Source organism: Roseobacter sp. HKCCA2468, assembly GCF_037805105.1.
Classification (GTDB): Bacteria; Pseudomonadota; Alphaproteobacteria; order Rhodobacterales; family Rhodobacteraceae; genus M30B80.
This window is the reverse complement of record NZ_JBBLYN010000002.1, coordinates 330,619-354,341: the sequence shown is the minus strand read 5'-3', so window position 1 is coordinate 354,341 and position 23,723 is coordinate 330,619. Positions and strand designations below refer to the sequence as shown.

Here is a 23,723-nt window from a genome sequence, read left to right as displayed (position 1 = left end):
GGGGGCGTGGCTTATTTCGCCGCGCCCGCTTTGGCGCGCGATTTGATAGGCGCCCAAAGTTTCTTATTGGTCAGATACAGCATTACAGCGAGAATGCCGAGCATGATAATCGCGGTGAAGCCAAGCTGCTTACGCTCCATCATACGGGGTTCTGCCGCCCAAGTCAGGAACGCAGCCACATCCTTGGCCATGCTTTCGATATCATTGGGTGAGCCATCTGCGAACTCAACCGCACCATCCCACAAGGGAGGGGCCATTGCGATCAAACCACCAGGGAAAGATTCGTTCTCGTAGAAGTATGTCCCATACTGCTCCACCTCTTCGCCCGTATAATGGGTCAGAAGAGATGCAATATATTCTGGGCCACCAATGCCGTTGAACAACTGGTTCAGACCCAAACCATATGGCCCATGAAAGCCAGCACGGGCCTTCGCCATGAGGCTCAGGTCAGGTGCGTTTTCAAGGCTAGACTGCGGGAAATGGTCATTCGGGGTCGCAGTGCGCCAATCATCAATGGAAGGGTCATACACCTCGAACTGTTCCGCATAGGCGCGGGCCTGTTCGGGGGTATATCCCAAGCCATTTTCATCGGCGAGGTTGCGGTAAGCCACATATTGCAGACCATGGCAGGCAGAGCAAACTTCGGTGAAGACCTGAAGCCCGCGCTGCAACTGATCTTGGTCATAGCGACCAAATGGGCCTTGGAACGAGAATTCATAATTCACGATATGGCCCGCTGCACCTGCTGCAAGTCCCGCTCCGGTCGAGAGGCTCAGCGCAGCAATTGTGCTGATCACAAGTTTCCTGAACATGTCAGACTATCCTTTCTCTCACTCAGCAGGAATTTTCGCAGAGGCAGGGCCACTGCCCACGCTTGCGTTGCCGTAATGGGCGTTGAAATCCTCTTCGATGGTCGAAGGCGGTGTGGTTGGCTTTTCCAGAACCCCCAGAAGCGGCAGGATCACGAGGAAATAGGCGAACCAATAGGCCGACCCGATCAAAGCGATGTAGGGGTAAATCCCTTCTGCAGGCATTGCACCCGCCCACATCAGCACGAAAAAGTTGATCACGAAAACCCAGAACCAAGGCTTGAACATTGGGCGGTAGCGGCCAGAGCGCACCGAAGATGTATCAAGCCATGGCACCAAGGCCATCACGATAATCGCACCAAACATGGCGAGAACACCGAAGAATTTCGCGTCAACAATCCCGCCTGTCAGGAACTCCGCCGCAATCACAACCCAAACTTCACCGTCAAAGGCGCGCAGGATCGCGTAGAAGGGCAGGAAATACCATTCAGGGACGATATGTGCAGGCGTGACCATTGGGTTTGCCTCGATATAGTTATCGGGGTGACCCAGATAGTTCGGCATAAAGCCCACGATGGCAAAGAAAGCCACCAGAACAACCGCCAAGGCGAACAGGTCTTTGATTACGAAATAGGGCCAGAATGGCAGCGTATCGGCTTCGGCCTCTTTCTTAGATGCGCGGCGGACATCAACACCTGTTGGGTTGTTGTTACCCGTGGTGTGGAAGGCCCAAACGTGAACGATCACCAGACCCAAGATCACGAATGGCAGCAGATAGTGCAGCGACAAGAAGCGGTTCAGCGTGGCGTTGTCCACCGCAGGCCCGCCCAAGAGCCATGTCTGGATCGCTTCGCCCACAAAGGGGATCGCGCCAAATAGGCCCGTGATCACGGTCGCGCCCCAGAAGGACATCTGACCCCAAGGCAGAACATAACCCATAAAGGCTGTGCCCATCATCAACAGGTAAATCAGCATACCGACAATCCATGTGACTTCGCGTGGCGCCTTGTAGGAGCCGTAGTAAAGACCACGGAAAATGTGCAGATAAACCGCGATAAAGAACAAAGACGCCCCGTTTTGGTGGATATAGCGGATCGCCCATCCCCCATTCACGTTGCGCATAATGTGTTCAACGCTTGCAAAAGCGAGATCGACATGTGGTGTGTAATGCATCACAAGGATGATCCCTGTGACAATCTGCATGACCAAGCAGAACACAAGAACGATGCCCCAAATCCACATCCAATTCAGGTTCTTGGGGGTTGGGATCATCAATGTGTCATAAAGAAGGCCCACGATGGGAAGGCGCGAATGCAACCACTTCTCGGCGTTGGACTTCGGTTCGTAATGGTCGTGGGGAATGCCAGACATCGGTCGTTTCCTCCGTTAACCGAGCAAAATTGTTGTATCGTCTACGAAAGACGCGTTTGGAATGTGCAGGTTCTCCGGCGCGGGGCCTTTGCGGATACGGCCGGCCGTGTCGTAATGCGAACCATGGCAAGGGCAGAACCAACCGCCGAACTCGCCTGCGCCATCACCCAAAGGCACACAGCCCAAATGGGTGCAAACGCCCTGCATCACCAACCACTCGCCTGTGTTCTCACCCTCAGGGGTGGTTAGGCTGCGGTTTTCGTCATGCGCATCCGAGCCTGCAGCGATGTTTGGGTTGCGGCTATCGGTATCTACAAGGTCATTCATGTCAACGGCGCGCGCCGCTTCAATCTCATCCTGCGTGCGGCGGCGGATGAAAACGGGCTTGCCGAGGAACAGAACGGTCAGCTGCGTTCCTTCCTGCACACCCGAGACATCAACGCGCATTGTGGATGCGGCTTGAACGTCTGCCGAAGGGTTCATTTGATTGACCAGCGGCCAGACGGCGGCGCCGGTTACAACAGCACCTACACCGCCTGTCGCATAGTACAGAAAGTCGCGGCGTGTGCTGGACTGGTCTTCTGCGTGTGACACTGAAAGCGTCTCCCTTGTCAGCGACCCACCAAACGGGGCCAATTGAATCTAAGCCACAGGAATCCCCCGCAGCTTTTCTCGGGCTGTTTATGCAATGAAATGATAAGCGTCTAGCGGACAAACGCGCGCAGTTTGGCCGAAATGTCGCGGTTTGTGATGAATTTTCAACCTCTGCGCGAAAAACATGAAGGTTTCACACGAAAAAAATTTCGCAAAGCCCGCCTATTTCCCGAAATTTAGGGCCATTTTTCGGTGCAAAATACCTGATCCATCATCAAATTCGGGGCCTGTGGCGGTGAATCCCAAGCGCTCGTAAAAGGAAATCGCACTCAATTGCGCGTCCAATTCCATCTGATGTGGATCTGGTTCTGTGGCGATGTGGCGAATATGCGCCATCACAAACCGCATAAGTGCCGCACCATAGCCCGCGCCCCGCGCATCTGCGACAACTGCGATGCGTCCAATCCGCCACGCCTGCCCTGTGCGATAGAGCCGCCCTGTAGCCACAGCCCGCCCCGCCAAACGACCCAAAACATGAGTGGCTTTTGCGTCAATTATGTCAAATTCCTCTGAAAGCGGCACAGATTGCTCGACCACAAAGACAGCGCGGCGGATCTCGTAGCACAGATCCAAATCAGCCTGTGTTTGCACAAGGCTAAATTCGAGCGAACCACTCATCCAACTGGGAATGTGTCTTTGAAAGAGGGACGCGCGCTTAAGCGATCAAAAAACGCGGTCAAGTTCGGGCGGGTCGCGCGCCAATCAAATTGGCCTTGGCGAAAATCAAGATAGCCCAAGCCCGCACCAACCGCGATTTGGCCCATATCAAGCGCCTGATCAAAACTCGGCACTTGGGTTTCGAAATAATCAAGCGCGCGCTCTACTTTGGCCCATTGGCCTTCATACCAAGGCTCATACCAATGTGTTTCAGGGCGGAAGCGTTTTTCATACACCATGGCCACCACAGCCTCGATCATACCATCTGCCGCCGCTTCGGTGGTCAGCACCTCCCAAAGGCGGCTTTCGGGATAAAGCCCCGCTTGCGCATGTTGATCCAAAAAGCGGGTGATCACACGGCTGTCAAAAATCGGGCTATCGCCTTCGCGCAAAAGCACAGGAATACGTCCTGAAGGATTGGCGGCATTGAGATGGGCATCCCCGCCCATGGGTGAGGCTTTGACAGTTTCGAACATCACATCTGTCATACCCGCCTCTTTGACCATCACAAGAACCTTCCGCACGAAGGGGGATGCAGCAGAGCCGAGAACCTGAAATTGCGCCATTTTTCTTGTTCCTTTGGGCTTAGATTAAACCAAATTCTTGAAACACGGCGGCATAGATGTCGCGCTTGAACGGCACAATCTGCACCAAAAGATCCTGCGCCTGCATCCATTGCCAATCGGAGAATTCAACATCCTGATAGCTGAGGTCAATCGCGTCATCGGGGGCGGTTAATTCAACCATAACCCAATGCTGCTTTTGCCCCCGAAATTTGCCGCCCCAACGATAGGGGATCACTTCTGGCGGCAGATCATAGGTCAACCAATCAGCGGTCTGCCGTATAAACCGCGTTTGATCTTCTGAAATGCCAGTTTCCTCAAGCAATTCGCGGGCAGCGGCTTGGCGTGGGGTTTCACCCGCATCAATACCGCCCTGCGGCATTTGCCATGCAGGTTTGTCCATATCCGCGCGCGTGCCCGCGAAAACACCACCCGCGGCATTGACCATCACAATGCCAACACAGGGCCGATAGGGCAGCGATGCGATATCAGCCGGCGACAGCGCCGCGCTCATCGGGCGTTTGGCCCCAAGGCGTTTAGCCCCGTCAGAATATCAATCGCATAGGCCAGTTGATAATCCTGATTGCGCAGGCGTGCGGTTTCCTCAGCAATGGCTTGCTCCTCATCGCGAAGACGCTGCTCATCTTCGGTCAAGGTGGTGTTGCGCAAGGCCCCGCGCAAATCGGCTTCGGAACGGGTGAACCGATCCTCGGTCGGCGCATCCTCAACAGGGTCGCGCTGTTCCACCAGAATATCAGGGGCCACGCCCAATGCCTGAATCGAGCGGCCCGAAGGAGTGTAGTATAGCGCAGTGGTCAGTCGAATGGCCCCCTCGCCCTGCACAGGCATCACGGATTGCACCGACCCTTTGCCAAATGTGTTTGTGCCTACGACCACAGCGCGGCGATGATCTTGCAACGCGCCCGCCACGATCTCGGAGGCCGAGGCAGAGCCGCCATTGACCAAAACCACCATCGGCAATCCGTCAATCAAATCGCCTGCCGTTGCATTGTAGCGATCCCCATCCGCGCCATTGCGACCACGGGTGGAAACGATTTCGCCCTGTTCCAAAAAGGCATCGGACACACGAATTGCTTGGGTCAATAGACCCCCAGGATTGTTGCGCAAATCAAGCACGACACCGTTCAGATTTTCGATCCCGCCAAGCTCTGCGATGACATCAGACAAACCCTCCTCCAAGTTGGGGTAGGTTTGATCATTGAAGGTCGAGACGCGCAAAATCGCGGTGTTTCCCTCTAGGCGCGTGCGCACAGCGGTAAGACGGATGCGGTCGCGAATGATGGAGATGTCAAAGGGTTCATCAACCCCCTCCCGCACGACAGTGATGACAATCTCCGAACCAACAGGCCCACGCATCAGATCAACGGCTTCTTCCAATGTCAGGCCAAGCAGTGCCTCGCCATCCACATGGGTGATGAAATCACCCGCCTCAACACCCGCTTCCATTGCAGGGGTGTCATCCATTGGCGTGATGACGCGCACAAACCCGTCTTCTTGGGTCACCTCAATGCCCAACCCACCAAACTCGCCACGGGTCTGCACTTGCATCGAGTCGAAATCACGCGGCGGCAGATAGCTTGAATGCGGATCAAGCGAGGTCAGCATGCCATTGATCGCCGCTTCAATCAGCGCGGATTCATCGACCTCCTCAACGTAATTCGAGCGGATTCGCTCAAACACATCTCCAAATAAATCAAGCTGCTCGTAAACGCTGCGCTGCTGTTCCTGCTCTTGCGCCAAGAGCGGGGCGGCAAATTGGGATGCCAAGATGACCCCAGCAACCGCGCCCCCTAAGCCCGCAATAACCAGTTTCTTCATGTCCATCCGTCCTTTCCGACCGCATATCTGGCGCGGCGCACTTATTCCCAATCAAACCATGGTTGCGGATCAATCGCGCCGCCATTCTGTCTCAATTCAATATAAATAGTTTCTGAAAGCGCAGCGCCAGTCTGATCTGGTGTCTCAGTGATCAAATCTGCGCGCGCGCCTGCGGCGCTTGGCATCATTCCCAAGGGTGCGCCCTGTGAAATCACGGCGCCCGCGGTCACATAAAGATCACCAAGCCCCGCAAGAATCATCAAAATATTCCCTTCAGGTTCAAGGATCACCACATTGCCATAGTCCAACAAAGGCCCCGCATAGCGCACTGTTCCAAACCACGGGGATGTCACAAGCGCCGCAGGGGCTGTGGCTAATAACAAACCGGGGCGGCTGATGCCTGCCGCATCTTGGGCCTCGAACCCATTGAGCAACACCCCAAAAACGGGCAAAGGCACTGCGCCGCGTGCATCACTGAACCCGCGCATAGCGCTATCTTCGGGCGCAGGGGCTTGCGCCAACAGATCAAGAAACGCGTCCAATGTGTCGACTGCTTCGACAATCTGGCGCAAGGCGTCTTCGCTCAGCGCAAAGCGATCAGGGGCTTCACGCCGTTCCGCCACTGCGGCGGCGAGACTGGCGCGGGCGGTTTGCACTTCGGACAAAGCCGCCTCCATCTGCAGCACAGCACCCGATTGCAAACGGGACAAGGTGGCGATCTGTTCCAATTCCTGCCGCAACGCAATCGCTTCAGCCGCAAGCGCTGGGGTCACATCCGCAAGCACCATCCCCGCACGGGCCGAAGCAACAGGCCCATTGGGGTGCATCAAACCAACGGGGCTTGGCTCGGCTGCGATCCGCTGCATGGCCATAAGCAGCCCTGATAATTCGGCACTCTCCGTATCCAAACGCGATTCGATTGCCCTTTGTGCAAGCGCCGCACGGCGCACGGCCTCGCGCAAGGTCAATAAACCATGTTCATAGCCCTTAATCGTCTGGGTCAGGGCCGCAATGCGATCACTGGCACTCTGGGCATTGGCAAGGGCTGTGGCCGCGGCTTCTAATTCAAGGATAGCCGCTTCAGCCGCCTCGCTTGGGTCAATCTCCGCATGCAGCGCCACAGGCGCGCAAATCAAAAACACCGACAAGAGAAGGCTAAAGCGCGCTTTCATCGCAACAGCGACTGCCCCGTCATTTCAGGCGGTTGCGGCAGGCCCATTAGGGAAAGAACAGTTGGCGCCAAATCCGCCAATCGACCATCTGCAAGGCTTGTGCCTTCGGGCGCGCCATACACCACAACAGGCACAAGGTTGACGGTATGTGCCGTATGAGGGCCACCTGTCACAGGGTCGATCATCGTTTCGCAATTGCCATGATCCGCCGTCACAATCATCGCACCGCCTTTACCCTCAAGGGCCGCCAAGGCCGCGCCAAGGCCCTGATCCACCGCCTCGCAAGCAGCGATTGCGGCGCCCAAATCCCCCGTATGCCCCACCATGTCAGGATTGGCGTAATTCACCACGATCAGGTCATACTCCGCATTAATCGCGGCAACCAAATTTTGGGTCACCTCAGCGGCGCTCATCTCGGGTTGCAGATCATAGGTCGCCACTTTTGGCGAGAGCGGCATAAACCGATCCTCCCCCTCAGCCGCACTTTCTTGGCCGCCATTGAGAAAGAAGGTCACATGCGGATATTTCTCTGTTTCAGCAATTCGAAATTGACGCAAACCATGGGCCGCAACCCATTCACCGAGCGTGTTTTTCAATTCCTGCTTGGGAAAAACCACCTGCATATAGCGATCATGGTCGGTCGAATAATTCACCATCCCCAATCGCGCCGAGAGATCAGGGCGAGGGCCACGCGCAAATCCTGTGAACTCAGGCGCGCAAATTGCGGCCAATATTTCGCGCGCGCGGTCTGCGCGGAAATTCACAAAAAACAGACCATCGCCTGCCGCCATGCCTGAATAGTCATCAATCACTGTTGCGGGCAGAAATTCATCGGTTTTCTCAGCCCCATAGCCTTGATCAACCGCCGCCTGCGCGGACGGGGCTTTTGCGCCTTTGCCTTCGACCATTGCGCGATAGGCGGTCTCGACCCGTTCCCATCGATTGTCGCGATCCATCGCAAAATAGCGCCCCGTGACAGTTACAATACGCGCGCGCTCGGGCAATCCCGCCTCAAGCCCCGCGATCTGTTCTTTTGCGGATTTCGGGGCTACGTCCCGCCCATCGGTGATCGCATGGATCACCACCTCAAGCCCTGCATCTGCACAGGCCTGAACAGCAGCCAAAATATGCGCCTGATGGGCATGCACACCACCGGGGGAGGCAAGCCCCGCAATATGAGCGCGTCCCTTCGCGGATTTCACAGTCGCGATGAACTCTTGCAATGCTTGGTTGCGAAAGAAGGAGCCATCCTCAATCGCCAGATCAATTTGGCCCAAATCCATGGCCACCACGCGCCCTGCGCCGATATTGGTATGGCCCACCTCGGAATTTCCCATTTGCCCCGTTGGCAAGCCGACATCAGGGCCGAAGGTCACCAAGGTCGCATTGGGGCAGGTGGCCATCAGCCGATCAAAGTTTGGGGTTTTGGCCTGCAACGGCGCGTTGCCTTCGGCCTCTGTGCCGATGCCCCACCCATCCAAAATGCACAAAATCACAGGTTTTTTCTGGGTATTCACGCGCATTGCGGTGCCTTTCTGCCAACCTGCCCCGTTTCTAGGATGGGTTGGACAGAGAGGCAAGTTTCAACCTCAGGCGCAAAGACGGGGGGGCGCTGCCCCATGCGCAATGCGGCCACTGCCGAGCGCGCCAAACTGCGCGCTTCGCGGATGGCAACATCCATGTCTAAATAGCGGTAAGTGCCAAGCCGACCCGCAAAGCTGACGCCATGTTGACCCAAGGCTGCCGCGATATACCGCCCAAGCTGAGCCTTCTCGCGCGCAAGGCGCACAGGGTAATATGGGGTATCATTCGGCCCCGCCTCGAACGGATATTCACGGGTGATAACGCTGCCCCGCACCGCACGTTCAGGCGCGAAGTGGCGATGCTCGGTGATCCGTGTCCATGGCACATCTTGGGCGGGATAATTCATCACGGCAAGGGCTTGGGCAGGGTCAGGCAGGTGCTCATGCTCAAACCGCAGACTGCGATAGGCTAAATGCCCGTGCTGATGCTTAAAATAGGCATCAATCGGCCCCGTCCAAAACACATGATCAAATCCCATACTATCCTGCGCCGTGACAGGCTGACCCAAATGCAGGGCAATATTCGGATGCGCGAGCATCGCCGCGACAACGGCGCTATATCCTTCGGCAGGGATCGCTTGGATCGGGTGATTGAAATAATCTGCCCGCATCGTAAAACGAGCAGGCAGTCGCGCAAAAACGGAAGCGGGCAGGGCGTGCGCGGGGCGACCCCATTGTTTCTCGGTATAGGGTTTGAAAAACGCCTGATAGAGAGCGGGGCCAATCTGCGACAGGGCCGCCTCCTCAAAATTCTGTGGGTTTGAAATGGGGATACACTGCGCCGCGATAAAGCGGCGCGCCGCCTCTGAGGTAAAGTTGTAACCAAAGAATTGGTTGATCGTGGCAAGGGTGATTGGCAAGGGAAAGACCTGCCCGCGTAAAGACGCCGCCACCCGATGCCGATAGGGCATAAACGCCCCAAACCGCCGAATAAACGCCCAAGTTGCGAGGTCGGCTGTGTGAAAGATATGCGGCCCGTGGCAATGGATCATGACCCCCGTCTCAGGGTCGATTTTTGTGGCACAATGCCCGCCCACATCATTGCGCGCTTCAATCACAGTGACCTTCAGCCCCGCCTCCGCACATTTACGCGCAAGCGTGGCCCCTGAGAACCCTGCACCAACCACCAAAACGGGCATTCTGCGCCTCCATATTGCCGAGGGCAGAATGAGGATCAGGGGTTAATGGGCCATGAATCAAAGAAAAGAGCGTGCCGCCGATAATCCGCCAATCGCCAAATTGGGCTGCCGCCCCTCAAGGAGATCAGCCACAATCCGCCCCGTCACACCCGCCAAAGTGAGGCCCAAATGCTGGTGGCCAAAGGCGTGGATAATCTTTGAGGAGCTTGGGCTTGGCCCAATAACAGGCAAGGCATCAGGCAAGGTAGGCCTGCATCCCATCCATGTTGCATCAGGCGCGGGCAGATCGCCCCATAACTCGGCCCCTTTGCGCGCGATATATTCCAAGCGGCGCGGGTTTTGTGGTGCGTTCAGGGCCGCAATCTCAACGGTTCCCGCCAAACGCAGACCTTGCGCCATAGGGGCGGTATAGAATCCACCCTCAACCCAACCCACGGGGCGCGAGGCATAATGGCCAAGATCTTTATATATCAGGTGATAGCCCCGTTCGGTTTGCAAGGGCAGATGCTCCGCACCGCCGCCTTTGATCTGCGCCGAATTGGCCCCTGCGGCCAGAACAACCCGCGCCGCGGTGACATCATCCTGCCCAAGATGCACCCGCACCTGCGCGCCTTCATCGCTAAGTTCGGTCACCGCTTTGGCGATCGTCTGCCCGCCCAATTCGGTAAATTTCTGATGCAATCTTTGCGTCAAAAGCAGCGGATCGCGGATATGGCGCGCGAGCGGATAATAGACCCCACGCGCGGGTTTAAAGGCCAAGGCAGGTTCCACCGCATGAGCTTCGGCCCCGCTTAATTCCTCAAAGGGAATGCCTTGGTCGCGGCGAAACTTAAGGCCCGCCCGATCTGCATCGGCGGCAGTCGCGCTGCGCCAGACTGTCAATTGCCCATTTGCAATAATCAAATCCTCTGCCGCGGCGGCCTCAATCAGAGGGTTCAACCCCGCATCGGCATGGGCCAACAGTGCCGCCAATTCCTGCGCAATCTGGCGGGATTTCGTAGCGCGACAATTGGCCAAGAATTTCATCATCCAGATCGGATGGCGCAGCGCATGACCCCAAGACAAAGCAAGCGGGCTGTCATTTGAAAACAGATAATAGGGCAGATTTGCAAAGACGGATGGGTCGTTGACGGGCAGACAGGCATAGGTGGCTAAAGTGCAGGCATTGCCCGAACTTGCCCCTGATCCAACGGGGGCAGGATCAATCAAGGCCACCGATTGCCCACGCATCTGCGCCCAAAGCGCGCTGGCCACGCCCACCACACCCGCGCCAACAACAACGGCGTCAAAATGGGACCGGGGCGTGGACATAGGCCTACATGAACATCATGGCATTGTTGCGCAGGATGATCTCAAGCGCGTAGATCCCCAAGATCACAATCAGCGGCGCCAAATCTAGCCCACCCATTTGGGGCAAAACACGGCGAATAGGGCCATAAATCGGCTCAAGGAGGTTCGAAAGACCTTGCCAAATTTGATAGACCAAAGGCTGCCTAATGTTCAGCACACCGAAATTGATCAGCCAGCTCATGATGATATGGGCGATGATGATATAGGTCGCCACATTAAGCAGCAGCATCAAGATCATGAAGAGCGAAGTCACGGCAAAGGCCCCTTCCATCGGAAATCCCAGTTCGAGTGATCTAAGCCCTGTCCAACCTAAGCGCAAGGGATCGGGCATTTTTGCCGATTTTTAAGCTGCTTTTATACCATCCTTTCGGATTCCCTTTGCCAAATCGAGAAAGCCCTCCACAGTAACGATAACAGAACGGCCATGGCGGGCAGGATGATCGAAAGTAAGAAACGCATCTATGGATGGTGGGCGTTTGACTGGGCAAGTCAGCCCTATAACACGCTGCTTCTGACCTTCATTTTCGCGCCCTATATCGCGCAAGTCCTAGGTGATGGCACCCGCGCCCAAAGCCTTTGGGGCTATAGCATCGGGGCGGCAGGCCTATTGATTGCCATCGCCGCGCCCATATTGGGCAAAATCGCAGATCAAACTGGGCGCAAATTGCCATTCATTTGGGTATTTTCCGCCTTTTACGTCACCGGCGCATGGGGCTGTTGGTTTGCTGCACCCGAGGGAATGCAAATCTGGGTGGTTTTGATCCTCTTTGCCCTCGGCCTTTTTGGGATGGAATGCGCCACGATTTTCACCAATGCGCTAATGCCTGACCTTGGCCCACGCGCGCAAATGGGGCGCATCTCTGGGACAGGATGGGCCCTTGGGTATCTGGGCGGATTGGTGGCGATAATCCTGATGCTCGGATTTTTTGCCGAAAACGCCGAAACGGGGCGCACGCTTTTTGGCCTATCACCCGCTTTTGGTCTGGACGCCGCCGCGCGCGAAGGGACACGCGCCGTGGGGCCCTTTACCGCGCTTTGGTATATGATCTTTATGATCCCCTTCTTTCTTTGGGTGCGAGAACCGCACAAGCCCAAGCCGCACTCTGGCCCAAGCCTTGGTCAAACCATGCGCCAAGCACTGCCTGAGCTTGCACGCTCGCTGAAATCCTTGCGCCATCATCCAAGCCTGCTGCGCTATCTGCTCTCATCTATGTTCTACCGCGATGCTTTGAACGGTCTTTATGCCTTTGGCGGCATTTATGCGGCGGGTGTCTTGGGTTGGTCGATCACAGATATCGGAATTTTTGGGATTCTTGCCATCATCTCGGGGGCCGTTGCGGCATGGATAGGCGGCAAATGGGATGATCATTTCGGGCCATACAAGATCATTTGGTGGTCAGTTCTCTGCCTAACCGGTCTATCTCTTCTCATCCCCTTTATCGGGCGCGATAGCCTATTTGGTCTTGTGCTTGCCGAAGGCTCAAACCTGCCAAGCCTAATGTTCTACCTGATCGGCATCGGCATTGGCGCGGCAGGCGGTATCGTGCAAAGCGCATCCCGCCATATGATGCTGCGCCAAGCGGATCCTGCCGCAATAACCGAACATTTTGGCCTTTATGCCCTCGCAGGAAAGGCCACAGCTTTCCTCGCCCCATTTCTCATTGCGGTGATGACCTCCCTCACTAACAGTCAAAATTGGGGTGTAACGCCGCTGATTATGCTATTCTTACTGGGGTTATGGCTGTTGCGCGGGGTGAGTGCCGATCCGCGGCAGCATGAATAGGGGAAATCAGGCCATGCGCAAATATATCGCCTCTATCGGTTTGTGTCTCATCGCCATTACGGCCTGCGCCCCAAGCGCACCGCCTGTGGCCAATGATCTGCCGCAGGTGACACTCTCAAGTGCTGATCTGAGCCGCGAAGCACGGCTTGTCTTTGGCAATCTGCCAACGCCCACCACAACAGCCGCAAATGTGTTCGGCGCCTATGCAGGCGGATGCGTGGCAGGGGCCGTGCAACTGGCCGAAACAGGGCCGACATGGCAGGCAATGCGCCTGTCGCGCAATCGCAACTGGGCCCACCCTGACACAGTGACGTTCGTCCAAGACCTAAGCGCAAGAATGGCGGCTGCAACCTCTTGGAGCGGTCTATATATTGGCGATATGAGCCAGCCGCGCGGCGGGCCTATGCTGTCAGGCCATGCCAGCCATCAATCGGGGCTTGATGCGGATATCTGGCTCTTGCCCGCGCGCAATCTGAACCTATCGCGAGCAGCGCGTGAAAACCTGTCCTCTATTTCGATGCAGGCGCAACGCGGGGCAGCCGTGAATGAAAATTGGACGGAGGAACACGCCACGCTCATCCGCCTTGCCGCCAGTGATCCGCGCGTGTCGCGCATTTTCGTCTTTCCAGCCGCAAAGGTCTGGATGTGCGAAAATGAGACAGGGGATCGCAGCTATCTGCGGAAAATCCGGCCGTGGTTTGGCCATCACTACCATATCCATGTGCGCCTGAACTGCCCGCGTGGCGCAAGCGATTGCGAGGCGCAAGATGCGCCGCCTGTGGGGGATGGCTGCGAAGATGCGCAGGCTTGGGTCAACAATATTTTGAACCCGCCGCCCCCTGACCCCGATGCGCCTGATCCCGAACCGCGCCGCGCCCTGCGGCTTGGTGATTTGCCTGCACAATGTCAGGCAATCAGTCAGTTGTAGCGCCCGAAACCTTAACGGCCTGGAATGCCGCCGCGCCGTCCTGATAGGGGCCATGTGTCGATGACATCTAGCGCCTCTTCCGCGGTTTCCACGAAACGGAAGAGGTCGAGATCCTCAGGTGAAATCGTGCCGATCTCAACCAGCATGTCCCAATCGACAAGGCGCGTCCAATAATCTCGGCCAAACAGCAGCACAGGCACCTGCTCCATTCGCCCTGTTTGGATCAAGGTCAGGCTTTCGAACAGCTCATCCATCGTGCCAAAACCGCCTGGAAAAATCGCAAGCGCACGCGCGCGCAGCAGGAAATGCATTTTGCGAATGGCGAAATAGTGAAAATTAAAGCTCAATTCAGGTGTGACATAAGCATTGGGGGCCTGCTCGTGGGGCAGCACGATATTAAGCCCAACGGAAACACCGCCCGCTTCATGCGCGCCGCGATTGCCTGCCTCCATCACGCCCGGGCCACCGCCCGTGACAATGACATTCTCACCGCGCGCACCGCGCTGGGTGATTTGATAGGCAAAACGGCGGGCCTCCTCGTAATAACGGGCCATTGCGGCAATCGCGGGGGGTTTGCCGTCTGTGGCGTCAGGCGCAGGAATGCGCGCACCGCCAAACAGAACAATGGTTGACCGAATGCCTTCTGCATCCATCCCCATTTCGGTCTTCAAAAGCTCAAGCTGAAGGCGCACAGGGCGCAGCGCGTCCTGACACAGAAAATCAGGGTCTGCGAAGGCAAGCCTATAGGCGGGACTTTGGGTTTGCGGCGTGTCTGGCGTGCGGTCGGCTTCGCGCAAATCCAAACCTGCATCCCGCATCAGATGTTTCTTGCTGCTCATCGCTTGTCTCCCCCTGTTCTGGCCATATTTATCTCATACCAATATTCGCACCATGCGGCCAGAGGGCGGCGCGTTGCGCAAAGCCCCCCTTGGCGCTATAGCGCCTGTCAAACAGCCCGAGCTAAGGATAAAGCTTATGACCGATATTCAGAAACTGGAAACGGCGATTGAAGCCGCGTGGGACGCGCGCGACAGCATCACGCCTGCAACCACTGGCGAAACCCGTGATGCGATTGAAGAAACCCTCAGCGCCCTCGACCAAGGCAGCTTGCGCGTTGCAGAGCGCGGCGGTGATGGCACATGGCATGTCAATCAATGGGCAAAGAAAGCCGTTCTTTTGGGCTTCCGTCTGAAGGATATGGAAATGCAATCGGGCAGTCCTCAAGGCGGCAGCTGGTGGGATAAGGTCGACAGCAAGTGGAAGGACTGGTCAGACAGCGATTGGAAATCCGCAGGCTTCCGTGCGGTTCCAAATTGTGTTGTGCGCCGGTCTGCCTATATCGCGCCCGGCGTTGTTCTGATGCCGTCCTTCGTAAACCTTGGCGCCTATGTCGACAGCGGCACAATGGTTGATACATGGGCCACGGTCGGGTCTTGTGCGCAAATCGGCAAGAACGTCCATCTGTCGGGCGGCGTGGGTATTGGCGGCGTTTTGGAGCCAATGCAGGCAGGCCCCACCATCATCGAAGATAACTGCTTTATCGGCGCGCGCTCCGAGGTGGTCGAGGGCGTGATCGTGCGTGAAGGCTCGGTTCTAGGGATGGGCGTCTTCATTGGCCAATCCACCAAGATCGTGGATCGCGAAACAGGCGAGGTCTTTTACGGTGAGGTTCCACCTTATTCGGTGGTTGTTGCAGGCTCTATGCCCTCAAAGAACGGGATCAACCTCTACTGTGCTGTCATCGTAAAACGCGTTGATGAGAAAACCCGCTCTAAAACGGGTATCAACGAGCTGCTGCGGGACTAAATCGCGAAGCAGGTATCACATTCAAAACGGGTCGCAGGCGCGGCCCGTTTTTTTGCGGCAACTGTTAACGATGCGGCAACAAAATCGGCAGGATTACGGCAAATCACGGAAATTACGCCCAAATTTGCCTTTTTGCCCTCAACACTCCCTCATAATTCCCGCCTTTAGTCCGTTCTTTTCCCCAATAGCGCCCCATTTGGAAACGATGCTGCGAGGGAAGTCGAACAATGCCCAAAGGACGAAAGATGGACAGATTGACCGAAATGGAAGCCTTCGCCATGGTTGTGAACCAAGGTGGCTTCACCGATGCGGCGCGCAAGATGGGTATCTCGAAATCCGCCGTGTCCAAGCATATTTCATCGCTCGAATCCCGTTTGGGTGCGCGGCTATTAAATCGCACCACCCGCCGCGTCAGCCCGACCGAGATCGGTCTGGCCTATTATGATCGCGCCTGTCGCGTTCTCAATGATGCGGGCGATGCTGATGCGATGGTCTCCTCTATGCAGTCTGCACCATCGGGGCTGTTACGCGTGACCGTCCCCACTGATTTTGGGTCTGGTCATCTCTCGCCCCTCATTGGCGGTTTCCTCAAAGCCTATCCGCAAGTGTCCGTCAGCATGGTTTTGGAAAATCGTCATGTAGAACTGATTTCTGAGGGGTTTGATGTTGCTATCCGCATGGGTGAGATGGAGGACAGCACACTCAAAGCCCGCCGTATCTGTGACACCACAATGCGCATGATCGGATCCCCTGCCTATTTCGCGGCACATGGTCATCCCGAACGGATTGAAGACCTCAATGAACATCGCTTGCTGCACTTCTCGAATGAAGCGCAGGGAAATGTTTGGAAACTCTTGGCCCCATCAGGGGAGCGGCGTTTTGTGCGCTCCACTGGCGCGTTGACCGTCAATGACGGGCAAGCCTTGTTGAAAGCGGCAATCGGCGGTTTTGGTATCGCCTTTTTGCCAAGCTTCCTCTTTGGCGAGGCGCTGCGGGCAGGCGAAGTGGAAGAAGCGATGCCACATCTGCCGATGGAAATACAAAGCCTGCACGCAGTTTACCCACCTGGACGCTATACACAGCCCAAATTGCGCGCCTTCATTGATTTTCTGGTTGATCAGTTCAAAGACAAAGGCCCAATGGATTGGTGATCAATCTCTCAGGCATCTTCGGGGTGGATTCGATAGTGATAAGCACTGACCACCTCGAAGCCCATGGATTGATAGAGCCCATTTGCCGCTTGATTGGCCTTGGTCGTCACAAGTGTTAACCAATTCGCCCCTTCCGCCTGCGCCCAATGCGCCATGTGCCACATAACACGCCGCCCCACGCCCTGACGGCGGGCCGATTGGGCGGTTTCGACCGCGTGCAGCATGGCGATATCTCCATCGTAGGCGATAAAGCCAGTCGCGGCAATGCGATCCTGCTGCCGCGCAAAAACTGTGGTTTTCGGGGCGCAGGCCCTCGCCATGACCTCTAGGCGCGCGGGCCCTATCCCACCATCAGCCCAAATTGCCGCTTGCGCGGCCAAGGGCGGCCAAAGGGCAAAGCACTCAGACAGCGCAGGCAGATCCCGCCCGCGCAGATCCATCGCGTAAAACCATACAGGATCTTTGATCTGATAGCCGCGCGCCGCGAGGGCCGCATCCAAAGCGGATTGGCTTTCGCGAATAATAAATAAGCGCGGCTGTCCCATAGCCTGCATACGGGCCTCGGCCTTGTTGAGCGTTGCCTCATCGGGCGCATCTTGGCCGTCCCAACTGGCCGCAGATACACGACTGCCGCCGCCTGCCCCCTCACGAAAGGTCAAAAGCCCATCAGTTTGGTAAGTTTTGGCGGGCCAAGTGGCATCTAACGCCATAAACAAACGGCCCTCATCAGGCAGCATGTCGGAACAGGCCGCGCCCATATCAAACGCCCTGCGGAAAAGCGCGCACCATTTCCGCAATGGCACGTTGAAGCATCCCCTCATCAGAACTGCGCAGCACGATATTTGCCCCATACACCCCATTCAATTGATAGGGGTAAGAGCCGATTGAAACATCGGGAAATTGGGCCGCAATTTGGCCCAATGGCCCTGCAATATCGCCTTCGCCCATCTCTAGGCGGATGCTGTGACTGATCAAGGGCGCGCCACCTGTCAAGCGCGGCATGACCGAAGCCACCATCGCCTGAAAGACCGAAGGCACCCCCGCCATCACATAGACATTTTCGATCTGAAACCCAGGTGCGGTGGAGACGGGATTATCGATCAAGGCCGCGCCATCAGGAATGCGCGCCATGCGCAGGCGGGCTTCGTTCAACTCTTGCCCGCGGGCATCATAATGGGCTTGCAACAAGGCCCGCGCATCCGCCCGGACATCGATATGCACGTCAAAAGCCGCCGCAACCGCATCAGCGGTGATGTCGTCATGCGTTGGCCCAATACCGCCCGAAGTAAACACATGATCATAAGACCCGCGCAGCGCATTGAGGGCCTCAACAATGCCCGCATGATCATCAGAGACGATGCGCACCTCTTTCAGCGCAATCCCTTTTGCGGTCAATTCATTGGCCAAATGGTGCATATTTGCATCGCGTGTGCGTCCCGATAGGATTTCATCCCCGATCACCAACATCGCTGCGGTTGGTTGTGCCATTTTGAGAACCCCCCACTTGTCATGCACCCTGCCTGCGGTATAGGCCAAGCCCTGTCATGCCGCAACGCGTCATCGCGTGGCGGGCTTGGCTAGAATTCAAGCGCCAAAAACCGTAATCTGGTGCGAGATGACAGGAGCAGATGTTTTGGACGATTTCAAAGGCCGCGTGACCAAAGACGGAATTCGCATTCACGATGATGCAGGCTTTGCTGGGATGCATGCAGCGGGCGCACTGGCCGCGCGCATTCTTGACGACATCGCGCCCATGGTAGAGCCAGGCGTCACGACCGAAGCCTTAGATCAAGCGATTGAGGATATGGTCAATGCGGCGGGCGCGAAATCAGCAACCATCGGATATCGTGGATATAAACATGCAAGCTGCATCTCGGTGAACCATGTGGTCTGCCACGGCATCCCTAGCCCCAAAACCCTTAAAGATGGGGATATCCTGAACATTGATGTAACCGTCATCGTGGATGGGTGGTTTGGCGACACAAGCCGCATGTATGTGGCCGGCAATCTGAACCGCAAAGCAGAACGCCTGATCCAAGTGACCCATGACGCCCTCTTCAAAGGGATTGAGATCGTGCGTCCTGGGGCCACGTTCGGGGATATTGGCCATGCGATTCAAACCTATGTCGAAGCCAATCGCATGAGCGTGGTGCGTGATTTCTGCGGTCATGGGTTGGGTCAGGTCTTTCACGCACCGCCAAATGTTCTTCATTATGGCCGCGCGGGCACTGGCCCCGTCTTGGAAGAGGGGATGTTCTTCACCATTGAGCCCATGGTGAACCTTGGCCGTCCCGAAACCAAAGTTTTGGCAGATGAATGGACAGCCGTGACACGGGATAAATCCCTCTCCGCACAGTTTGAACATTCGATTGGCGTGACAGCGGACGGGTTTGAAATTTTCACCCTGTCACCCTCTGGGAAATTCCACCCCACTTGGGGGTGATCTGCTTAATTGCTGATTAACCATTCTGATGGATGGTGCGGGCATGACAAAGCCCGAGTTGACCCTTGCCCATAGCCGCACCGCGCCCCTGCCGAAATTGCGCAGGGTTGCGGTTGATGCCGCACAGCATGATCTTCTCGCGCGGCTATTGGCGGCGGCGGCGCCAAACGCACCCTCTGCGCGGATGGCGGCCACGCTATTACGACAACATGGCAGCCTTGCACGCGTTCTGTGCGCCAGTGACCAACGCCTGAAATCTGTCAGCCATATGACCGAAGATACGATTGCCCATTTACGCCTAACGCAGGCTGTGGCGGAAACGATTACCCGCAAACAGCTTGATCACCGCCCGATCTTGGGCTCATGGCAAACGGTGATGGAGTATTGCCGCGCAACCATGGCGCACCGTGATGTTGAGGAGGTGCGGGTTTTCTACCTTGACCGCAAAAACCACCTGATCGCAGACGAACAGCACAGCCGCGGCACCGTGGATCACGCGCCCTTCTATCCCCGCGAAGTTATCAAGCGCGCGCTTGAGATGAGCGCCTCGGCACTGGTTGTGGTTCACAATCATCCGTCAGGCGACCCGACCCCAAGCACAGGCGATATTGCCCTGACCCGACAGTTGGGTGAGGCAAGCAAAATGATGGGTCTGACCCTGCATGACCACATCATCATCACGCCAAGCGGCGAGGTTAGCTTTCGCGCGGAGGGTCTGATTTAAAATCAGGCCAAACGCCCGTGACAATGCTTGAACTTCTTTCCCGATCCACAGGGGCAGGCATCATTGCGGCCAAGATTGCCCCATGTTTCTGGGCGCGTCTCATCAAAGCCTGTATCATCACCGCTTGCTTTTGCTTCAGCCTCATCCGCGGCTTTCAAGGCGGCTTGCTGCTGCGCTGCGGCCTGTGCCTGCAATTGACGGATCAATTCTGCCTGCTGCTCGGGGCTGAGCGGTTGGATGCGGCCAAGTTTCTGCGTCACTTCCTGACGAAGCCCATCCAACAGGCCCTCGAACAATTGAAACGCCTCGGATTTATATTCGTTCAAAGGATCACGCTGCGCATACCCACGGAATGCCACAACTGAACGCAAATGTTCCAATTTCAATAGGTGATCGCGCCATTTCTGGTCGATTGTCTGCAACAATACCTGTTTTTCAATATTGCGCATCTGCTCGGCACCAAAGGCAGTGGCTTTGTCGTTCATGAATTTATCGGCGGCTTCCTCAAGCCGTTCAATCACCACGTCCTGATCTACGCCGTCTTCTTCGGCCCATGCGGGGATCGGAAGATCGAGTGACAATGTCTCACGGCAAGCCTGTGCCATCGCCTCAACATCCCACTGATCTGCATAGGATCGCGGTGGCATATAAGTGTCGACCATATCGGCGATCACCTCATAGCGCATATCCTTGACGATATCCTCAATATCATCGGAGGCCATGATATCCATGCGCTGGCCAAAGATGACTTTGCGCTGTTCATTCATCACATCATCGAATTTCAGCAACTGCTTGCGGATGTCGAAGTTGCGCCCTTCAACCTTGGCCTGCGCGCGCTCCAGGGATTTGTTGACCCAAGGATGCACAATGGCCTCACCCTCGGCCAGACCGAGCGTGGTCAACATCTTTTCAAGACGTTCTGACCCAAAAATCCGCATCAGATCATCTTCGAGCGACAGGTAAAACGCTGAACGACCCGGATCGCCCTGACGGCCCGAACGACCGCGCAACTGGTTGTCAATACGGCGGCTTTCATGACGCTCTGTTGCCAAAACATACAGACCACCTGCGGCCTTCACGGCCTCTTCATCGGCTTTGTGGGTTTCTTCAATTTCAGCGCGCAGTTTTTCAGGGTCAGCATCAGGATTTGCGGCGATGGCATCCATCACCTTCATCTCGACATTGCCGCCCAGTTTAATATCGGTGCCGCGCCCCGCCATATTGGTCGCAATAGTGATCGCACCCAATTTGCCCGCATCTGCCACAATCTGCGCTTCCTGCTCGTGCTGACGCGCGTTCAAAACATTATGCGGCAACTTTGCCTTGGTCAAAAGGCCGCTCAGCATCTCGGATTTCTCAATCGAGGTTGTGCCGACCAAAACAGGTTGGCCCTTTTCATGCGCTTCGCGGATCGACTCTACGATGGCGTTATATTTCTCGGCGGCGGTGCGATAGACCTGATCATGGTCATCAATCCGCGCCACAGGGCGGTTGGTCGGAACCTCAACAACGCCAAGTTTGTAAATTTCAAAAAATTCTTCGGCCTCGGTTGCCGCTGTGCCCGTCATGCCACCCAATTTTTTGTAGAGGCGGAAGTAATTTTGGAATGTCACTGAAGCCAAGGTCACATTCTCAGGTTGGATCGCAACGCCTTCCTTGGCTTCGATGGCCTGATGCAGACCATCAGACAGGCGCCGACCCGGCATCATACGGCCCGTGAATTCATCGACCAAGACCACCTCATCACCGCGCAAGAGATAATCGCGATCTTTGAGATACACCTTATGCGCCCGCAACGCGCAGGTCGCGTGATGCACAAGCGATGTGCTTTCAGGGTCATAGAGGCTTTGCCCCTCAGGCAAGAGGCCCGCTTCTGCAAGGCGCTGCTCAAGAAAGTCATTGCCTTCTTCGGTCAGGGTCGCGTTGCGCGTTTTCTCGTCCAGCGTATAGTGCTCTTCGGTCAGCTCAGGGATCACTTTGTCAATCGCCACATAAAGATCGGAACGATCTTGAGATGGGCCAGAAATGATCAATGGCGTGCGCGCCTCATCGATGAGGATCGAGTCGACCTCGTCCACAATCGCGAAATTGTGACCGCGTTGCGCCATCTCAGGCAGCGATCCGCGCATATTGTCCCGCAAATAATCAAACCCAAGCTCGTTATTGGTGGCGTAGGTGATGTCGGCGGCATAGGCCTCGCGCTTTTCGGCTTCGGGCTGGCGCGGATAAACCACGCCCGTTGTCATGCCAAGCGCGGCGAAAACCTTGCTCATCCATTCCGCATCTCGCCGTGCAAGGTAATCGTTCACAGTGACAACATGCACACCTTCGCCACTCAGAGCGTTGAGATAGGCGGGAAAGGTCGCAACCAAAGTTTTCCCTTCGCCTGTCTTCATCTCGGCAATATTCCCTTGGTGAAGGAAAATGCCGCCCATCAACTGCACATCAAAGGCGCGCAAACCCAAAGCGCGCTTGGCGGCTTCGCGGCAATTGGCAAAGGCCTCGGGCAATAGCGCATCAAGGCTCTCACCATTGGCGTGGCGCTGGCGAAGTTCTTCGGTCTTTGCGATCAGCCCTGCATCATCGAGCGCGACAAACTCGGGCTCAAGTGCGTTGATCTTTGCAATAAGCGGCCTTTGAGCCTTGACCAATCGATCATTTGAACTGCCAAAAATCTTCTTTGCGATAGATCCAAGCCCAAGCATGCAAAACGCCTTATGTCAGAATTGATCCACGCTGTGGCAGACCCAATAGAATGTGATCTCCGCTCGGGTTGTTTGCATCCGCGCGGCGGTCTAGAAGACCCATCAAGGAAGCTGTGCCAACGTCCCCAACCGCAATGGGACATAAGCGCCCGCTTTTGGCCTGTCAACGTGGGCGCGAAGGATTACGCCCGTAATAAAAGGACTGTTCTATGAAACGCCTGCTTGTCTCCGCCGCAATTTCCCTCTCCCTCGCAGCCCCAGTGGCGGCGCAAGACGCCAGCACGGTCTTGGCAACGGTCAACGGCACCGACATCACTTTGGGTCATTTGATTGCAATGCGCGCGATGCTGCCCGCGCAATATCAAGAATTGCCAGACGAGGTTCTTTATAATGGAATGTTGGATCAGCTGATCCAACAGGAGGTGGTCGCAGACTCGCTGCGCGGCTCGGAAGACGCGCGCACCAAACTGACTATGGAAAACGAAGATCGTGCGTTTTTGGCCAGTGTCGCCATTGATGCGATTGCCTTTGACACAATCGCAGATGCGGATGTCCAAACCCTCTATGACGCAAATTTCGCGGATGCAGGCGGTGATCTGGAATGGAATGCAAGCCATATTCTGGTCGCAACCGAAGAAGAGGCGCAAAACCTGATTGACCAATTGAATGATGGCGCTGATTTCGTTGCTTTGGCGCAAGAATTCTCAACAGGCCCCTCTGGCCCAAATGGCGGCGCTTTGGGGTGGTTCGGCACGGGCATGATGGTGCCAGAATTTGAAACTGCCGTAGCAGGCCTAGAGGCGGGGGAAATTTCCGCGCCTGTCCAAACCCAATTTGGTTGGCACGTTGTGAAATTGAACGAGTCGCGCATCAGTGCGCCCCCCGCGCTAGAAGATGTGCGCGCCGATCTTGAGGAAGAATTGCGCCGTCAGCGCGTTGACGCCTATCTTGCGGAATTGACCGAAGCGGCCGAGATCGCGCGGCCAGAGGTTGAGATTGACATGAGCCTCATCCGCAACATTGATCTTTTAACACAGTAACCCCTC

23 protein-coding genes are annotated in these 23,723 nt (G+C 56.1%); 7 read left to right on the top strand and 16 right to left on the bottom strand.

Going from position 1 to position 23,723, the window contains the following annotated elements:
- Nucleotides 1-11: 11 nt before the first annotated feature.
- The 12 genes from AAC620_RS08185 to AAC620_RS08130 all read right to left on the bottom strand — a co-directional run bounded on the left by AAC620_RS08185 (nt 12) and on the right by AAC620_RS08130 (nt 11,390).
- The gene (locus AAC620_RS08185) at nt 12-812 is read right to left on the bottom strand and encodes a cytochrome c1 (RefSeq protein WP_340244147.1); all 801 of its coding nucleotides are present in this window, start codon (nt 810-812) and stop codon (nt 12-14) included.
- Between the two features lie 18 nt (nt 813-830).
- Entirely contained in the window at nt 831-2,180 is a 1,350-nt protein-coding gene (gene petB, locus AAC620_RS08180) for a cytochrome b (protein WP_340244145.1), read from the bottom strand.
- Between the two features lie 15 nt (nt 2,181-2,195).
- Nucleotides 2,196-2,774: a ubiquinol-cytochrome c reductase iron-sulfur subunit gene (gene petA, locus AAC620_RS08175; RefSeq protein ID WP_340244144.1), complete on the bottom strand. Its 579-nt coding sequence runs from the start codon at nt 2,772-2,774 to the stop codon at nt 2,196-2,198.
- A 222-nt stretch (nt 2,775-2,996) separates the two neighbouring features.
- Nucleotides 2,997-3,452: a GNAT family N-acetyltransferase gene (locus tag AAC620_RS08170; protein ID WP_340244143.1), complete on the bottom strand. Its 456-nt coding sequence runs from the start codon at nt 3,450-3,452 to the stop codon at nt 2,997-2,999.
- Nucleotides 3,449-4,057 (bottom strand): glutathione S-transferase family protein, encoded by a 609-nt coding sequence (locus AAC620_RS08165; RefSeq protein ID WP_340244141.1) that lies wholly within the window; start codon nt 4,055-4,057, stop codon nt 3,449-3,451. The genes AAC620_RS08170 and AAC620_RS08165 overlap by 4 nt, the downstream gene beginning before the upstream one ends.
- A gap of 19 nt (nt 4,058-4,076) precedes the next feature.
- Complete coding sequence (locus AAC620_RS08160; RefSeq protein ID WP_340244140.1) at nt 4,077-4,568, bottom strand: RNA pyrophosphohydrolase; 492 nt, start codon at nt 4,566-4,568, stop codon at nt 4,077-4,079.
- The gene (locus AAC620_RS08155; protein ID WP_340244138.1) at nt 4,565-5,893 is read right to left on the bottom strand and encodes a S41 family peptidase; all 1,329 of its coding nucleotides are present in this window, start codon (nt 5,891-5,893) and stop codon (nt 4,565-4,567) included. The genes AAC620_RS08160 and AAC620_RS08155 overlap by 4 nt, the downstream gene beginning before the upstream one ends.
- 41 nt (nt 5,894-5,934) lie before the next feature.
- A complete protein-coding gene (locus AAC620_RS08150; protein WP_340244136.1) occupies nt 5,935-7,065 on the bottom strand; it encodes a murein hydrolase activator EnvC family protein in 1,131 nt (376 codons plus the stop codon).
- Complete coding sequence (gene gpmI, locus AAC620_RS08145) at nt 7,062-8,588, bottom strand: 2,3-bisphosphoglycerate-independent phosphoglycerate mutase (protein WP_340244134.1); 1,527 nt, start codon at nt 8,586-8,588, stop codon at nt 7,062-7,064. Before gpmI ends, AAC620_RS08150 begins: the two co-directional genes overlap by 4 nt.
- Complete coding sequence (locus AAC620_RS08140; RefSeq protein ID WP_340244133.1) at nt 8,579-9,787, bottom strand: UDP-galactopyranose/dTDP-fucopyranose mutase family protein; 1,209 nt, start codon at nt 9,785-9,787, stop codon at nt 8,579-8,581. Before AAC620_RS08140 ends, gpmI begins: the two co-directional genes overlap by 10 nt.
- A gap of 57 nt (nt 9,788-9,844) precedes the next feature.
- Complete coding sequence (locus tag AAC620_RS08135) at nt 9,845-11,098, bottom strand: NAD(P)/FAD-dependent oxidoreductase (RefSeq protein ID WP_340244131.1); 1,254 nt, start codon at nt 11,096-11,098, stop codon at nt 9,845-9,847.
- Nucleotides 11,099-11,102: 4 nt separating this feature from the next.
- Nucleotides 11,103-11,390 carry a YggT family protein gene (locus AAC620_RS08130; RefSeq protein WP_317657298.1) on the bottom strand — a complete coding sequence of 96 codons (288 nt, stop codon included), beginning with the start codon at nt 11,388-11,390 and terminating at the stop codon, nt 11,103-11,105.
- A gap of 183 nt (nt 11,391-11,573) precedes the next feature.
- On the opposite strand from AAC620_RS08130, the gene AAC620_RS08125 reads away from it, so the two are divergent.
- Both AAC620_RS08125 and mepA read left to right on the top strand, forming a co-directional pair.
- Complete coding sequence (locus tag AAC620_RS08125) at nt 11,574-12,920, top strand: MFS transporter (RefSeq protein WP_340244129.1); 1,347 nt, start codon at nt 11,574-11,576, stop codon at nt 12,918-12,920.
- 13 nt (nt 12,921-12,933) lie between these two features.
- Nucleotides 12,934-13,848 (top strand): penicillin-insensitive murein endopeptidase, encoded by a 915-nt coding sequence (mepA, locus tag AAC620_RS08120; protein ID WP_340244128.1) that lies wholly within the window; start codon nt 12,934-12,936, stop codon nt 13,846-13,848.
- Between the two features lie 11 nt (nt 13,849-13,859).
- On the opposite strand, the gene AAC620_RS08115 is transcribed toward mepA, so the two are convergent.
- Nucleotides 13,860-14,687 (bottom strand): LOG family protein, encoded by an 828-nt coding sequence (locus AAC620_RS08115; protein ID WP_317656943.1) that lies wholly within the window; start codon nt 14,685-14,687, stop codon nt 13,860-13,862.
- Nucleotides 14,688-14,823: 136 nt separating this feature from the next.
- On the opposite strand from AAC620_RS08115, the gene dapD reads away from it, so the two are divergent.
- Nucleotides 14,824-15,654 carry a 2,3,4,5-tetrahydropyridine-2,6-dicarboxylate N-succinyltransferase gene (gene dapD / locus AAC620_RS08110; protein WP_340244127.1) on the top strand — a complete coding sequence of 277 codons (831 nt, stop codon included), beginning with the start codon at nt 14,824-14,826 and terminating at the stop codon, nt 15,652-15,654.
- A gap of 245 nt (nt 15,655-15,899) precedes the next feature.
- Nucleotides 15,900-16,805, top strand: a complete 906-nt coding sequence (locus AAC620_RS08105; protein ID WP_340244126.1) for a LysR family transcriptional regulator — start codon at nt 15,900-15,902, stop codon at nt 16,803-16,805.
- An 8-nt stretch (nt 16,806-16,813) separates the two neighbouring features.
- On the opposite strand, the gene AAC620_RS08100 is transcribed toward AAC620_RS08105, so the two are convergent.
- A complete protein-coding gene (locus AAC620_RS08100) occupies nt 16,814-17,563 on the bottom strand; it encodes a GNAT family N-acetyltransferase (protein ID WP_340244124.1) in 750 nt (249 codons plus the stop codon).
- Between the two features lies 1 nt (nt 17,564).
- On the bottom strand, nt 17,565-18,293 hold the full coding sequence (locus AAC620_RS08095) for a competence/damage-inducible protein A (RefSeq protein ID WP_340244123.1): 729 nt from the start codon (nt 18,291-18,293) through the stop codon (nt 17,565-17,567).
- Nucleotides 18,294-18,420: 127 nt separating this feature from the next.
- Between AAC620_RS08095 and map the strand changes: the two genes are divergently transcribed.
- Both map and radC read left to right on the top strand, forming a co-directional pair.
- Nucleotides 18,421-19,248 (top strand): type I methionyl aminopeptidase, encoded by an 828-nt coding sequence (map, locus tag AAC620_RS08090; protein WP_317656950.1) that lies wholly within the window; start codon nt 18,421-18,423, stop codon nt 19,246-19,248.
- A gap of 43 nt (nt 19,249-19,291) precedes the next feature.
- Nucleotides 19,292-19,972, top strand: coding sequence for a RadC family protein (radC, locus tag AAC620_RS08085; protein ID WP_340244120.1), 681 nt, complete (start codon nt 19,292-19,294; stop codon nt 19,970-19,972).
- A gap of 2 nt (nt 19,973-19,974) precedes the next feature.
- Here the strand turns inward: radC and secA are convergent, their stop codons facing one another.
- Nucleotides 19,975-22,677 (bottom strand): preprotein translocase subunit SecA, encoded by a 2,703-nt coding sequence (gene secA, locus AAC620_RS08080; RefSeq protein WP_340244118.1) that lies wholly within the window; start codon nt 22,675-22,677, stop codon nt 19,975-19,977.
- Between the two features lie 209 nt (nt 22,678-22,886).
- Between secA and AAC620_RS08075 the strand changes: the two genes are divergently transcribed.
- Nucleotides 22,887-23,717 carry a peptidylprolyl isomerase gene (locus AAC620_RS08075; protein ID WP_340244117.1) on the top strand — a complete coding sequence of 277 codons (831 nt, stop codon included), beginning with the start codon at nt 22,887-22,889 and terminating at the stop codon, nt 23,715-23,717.
- Nucleotides 23,718-23,723: the final 6 nt, after the last annotated feature.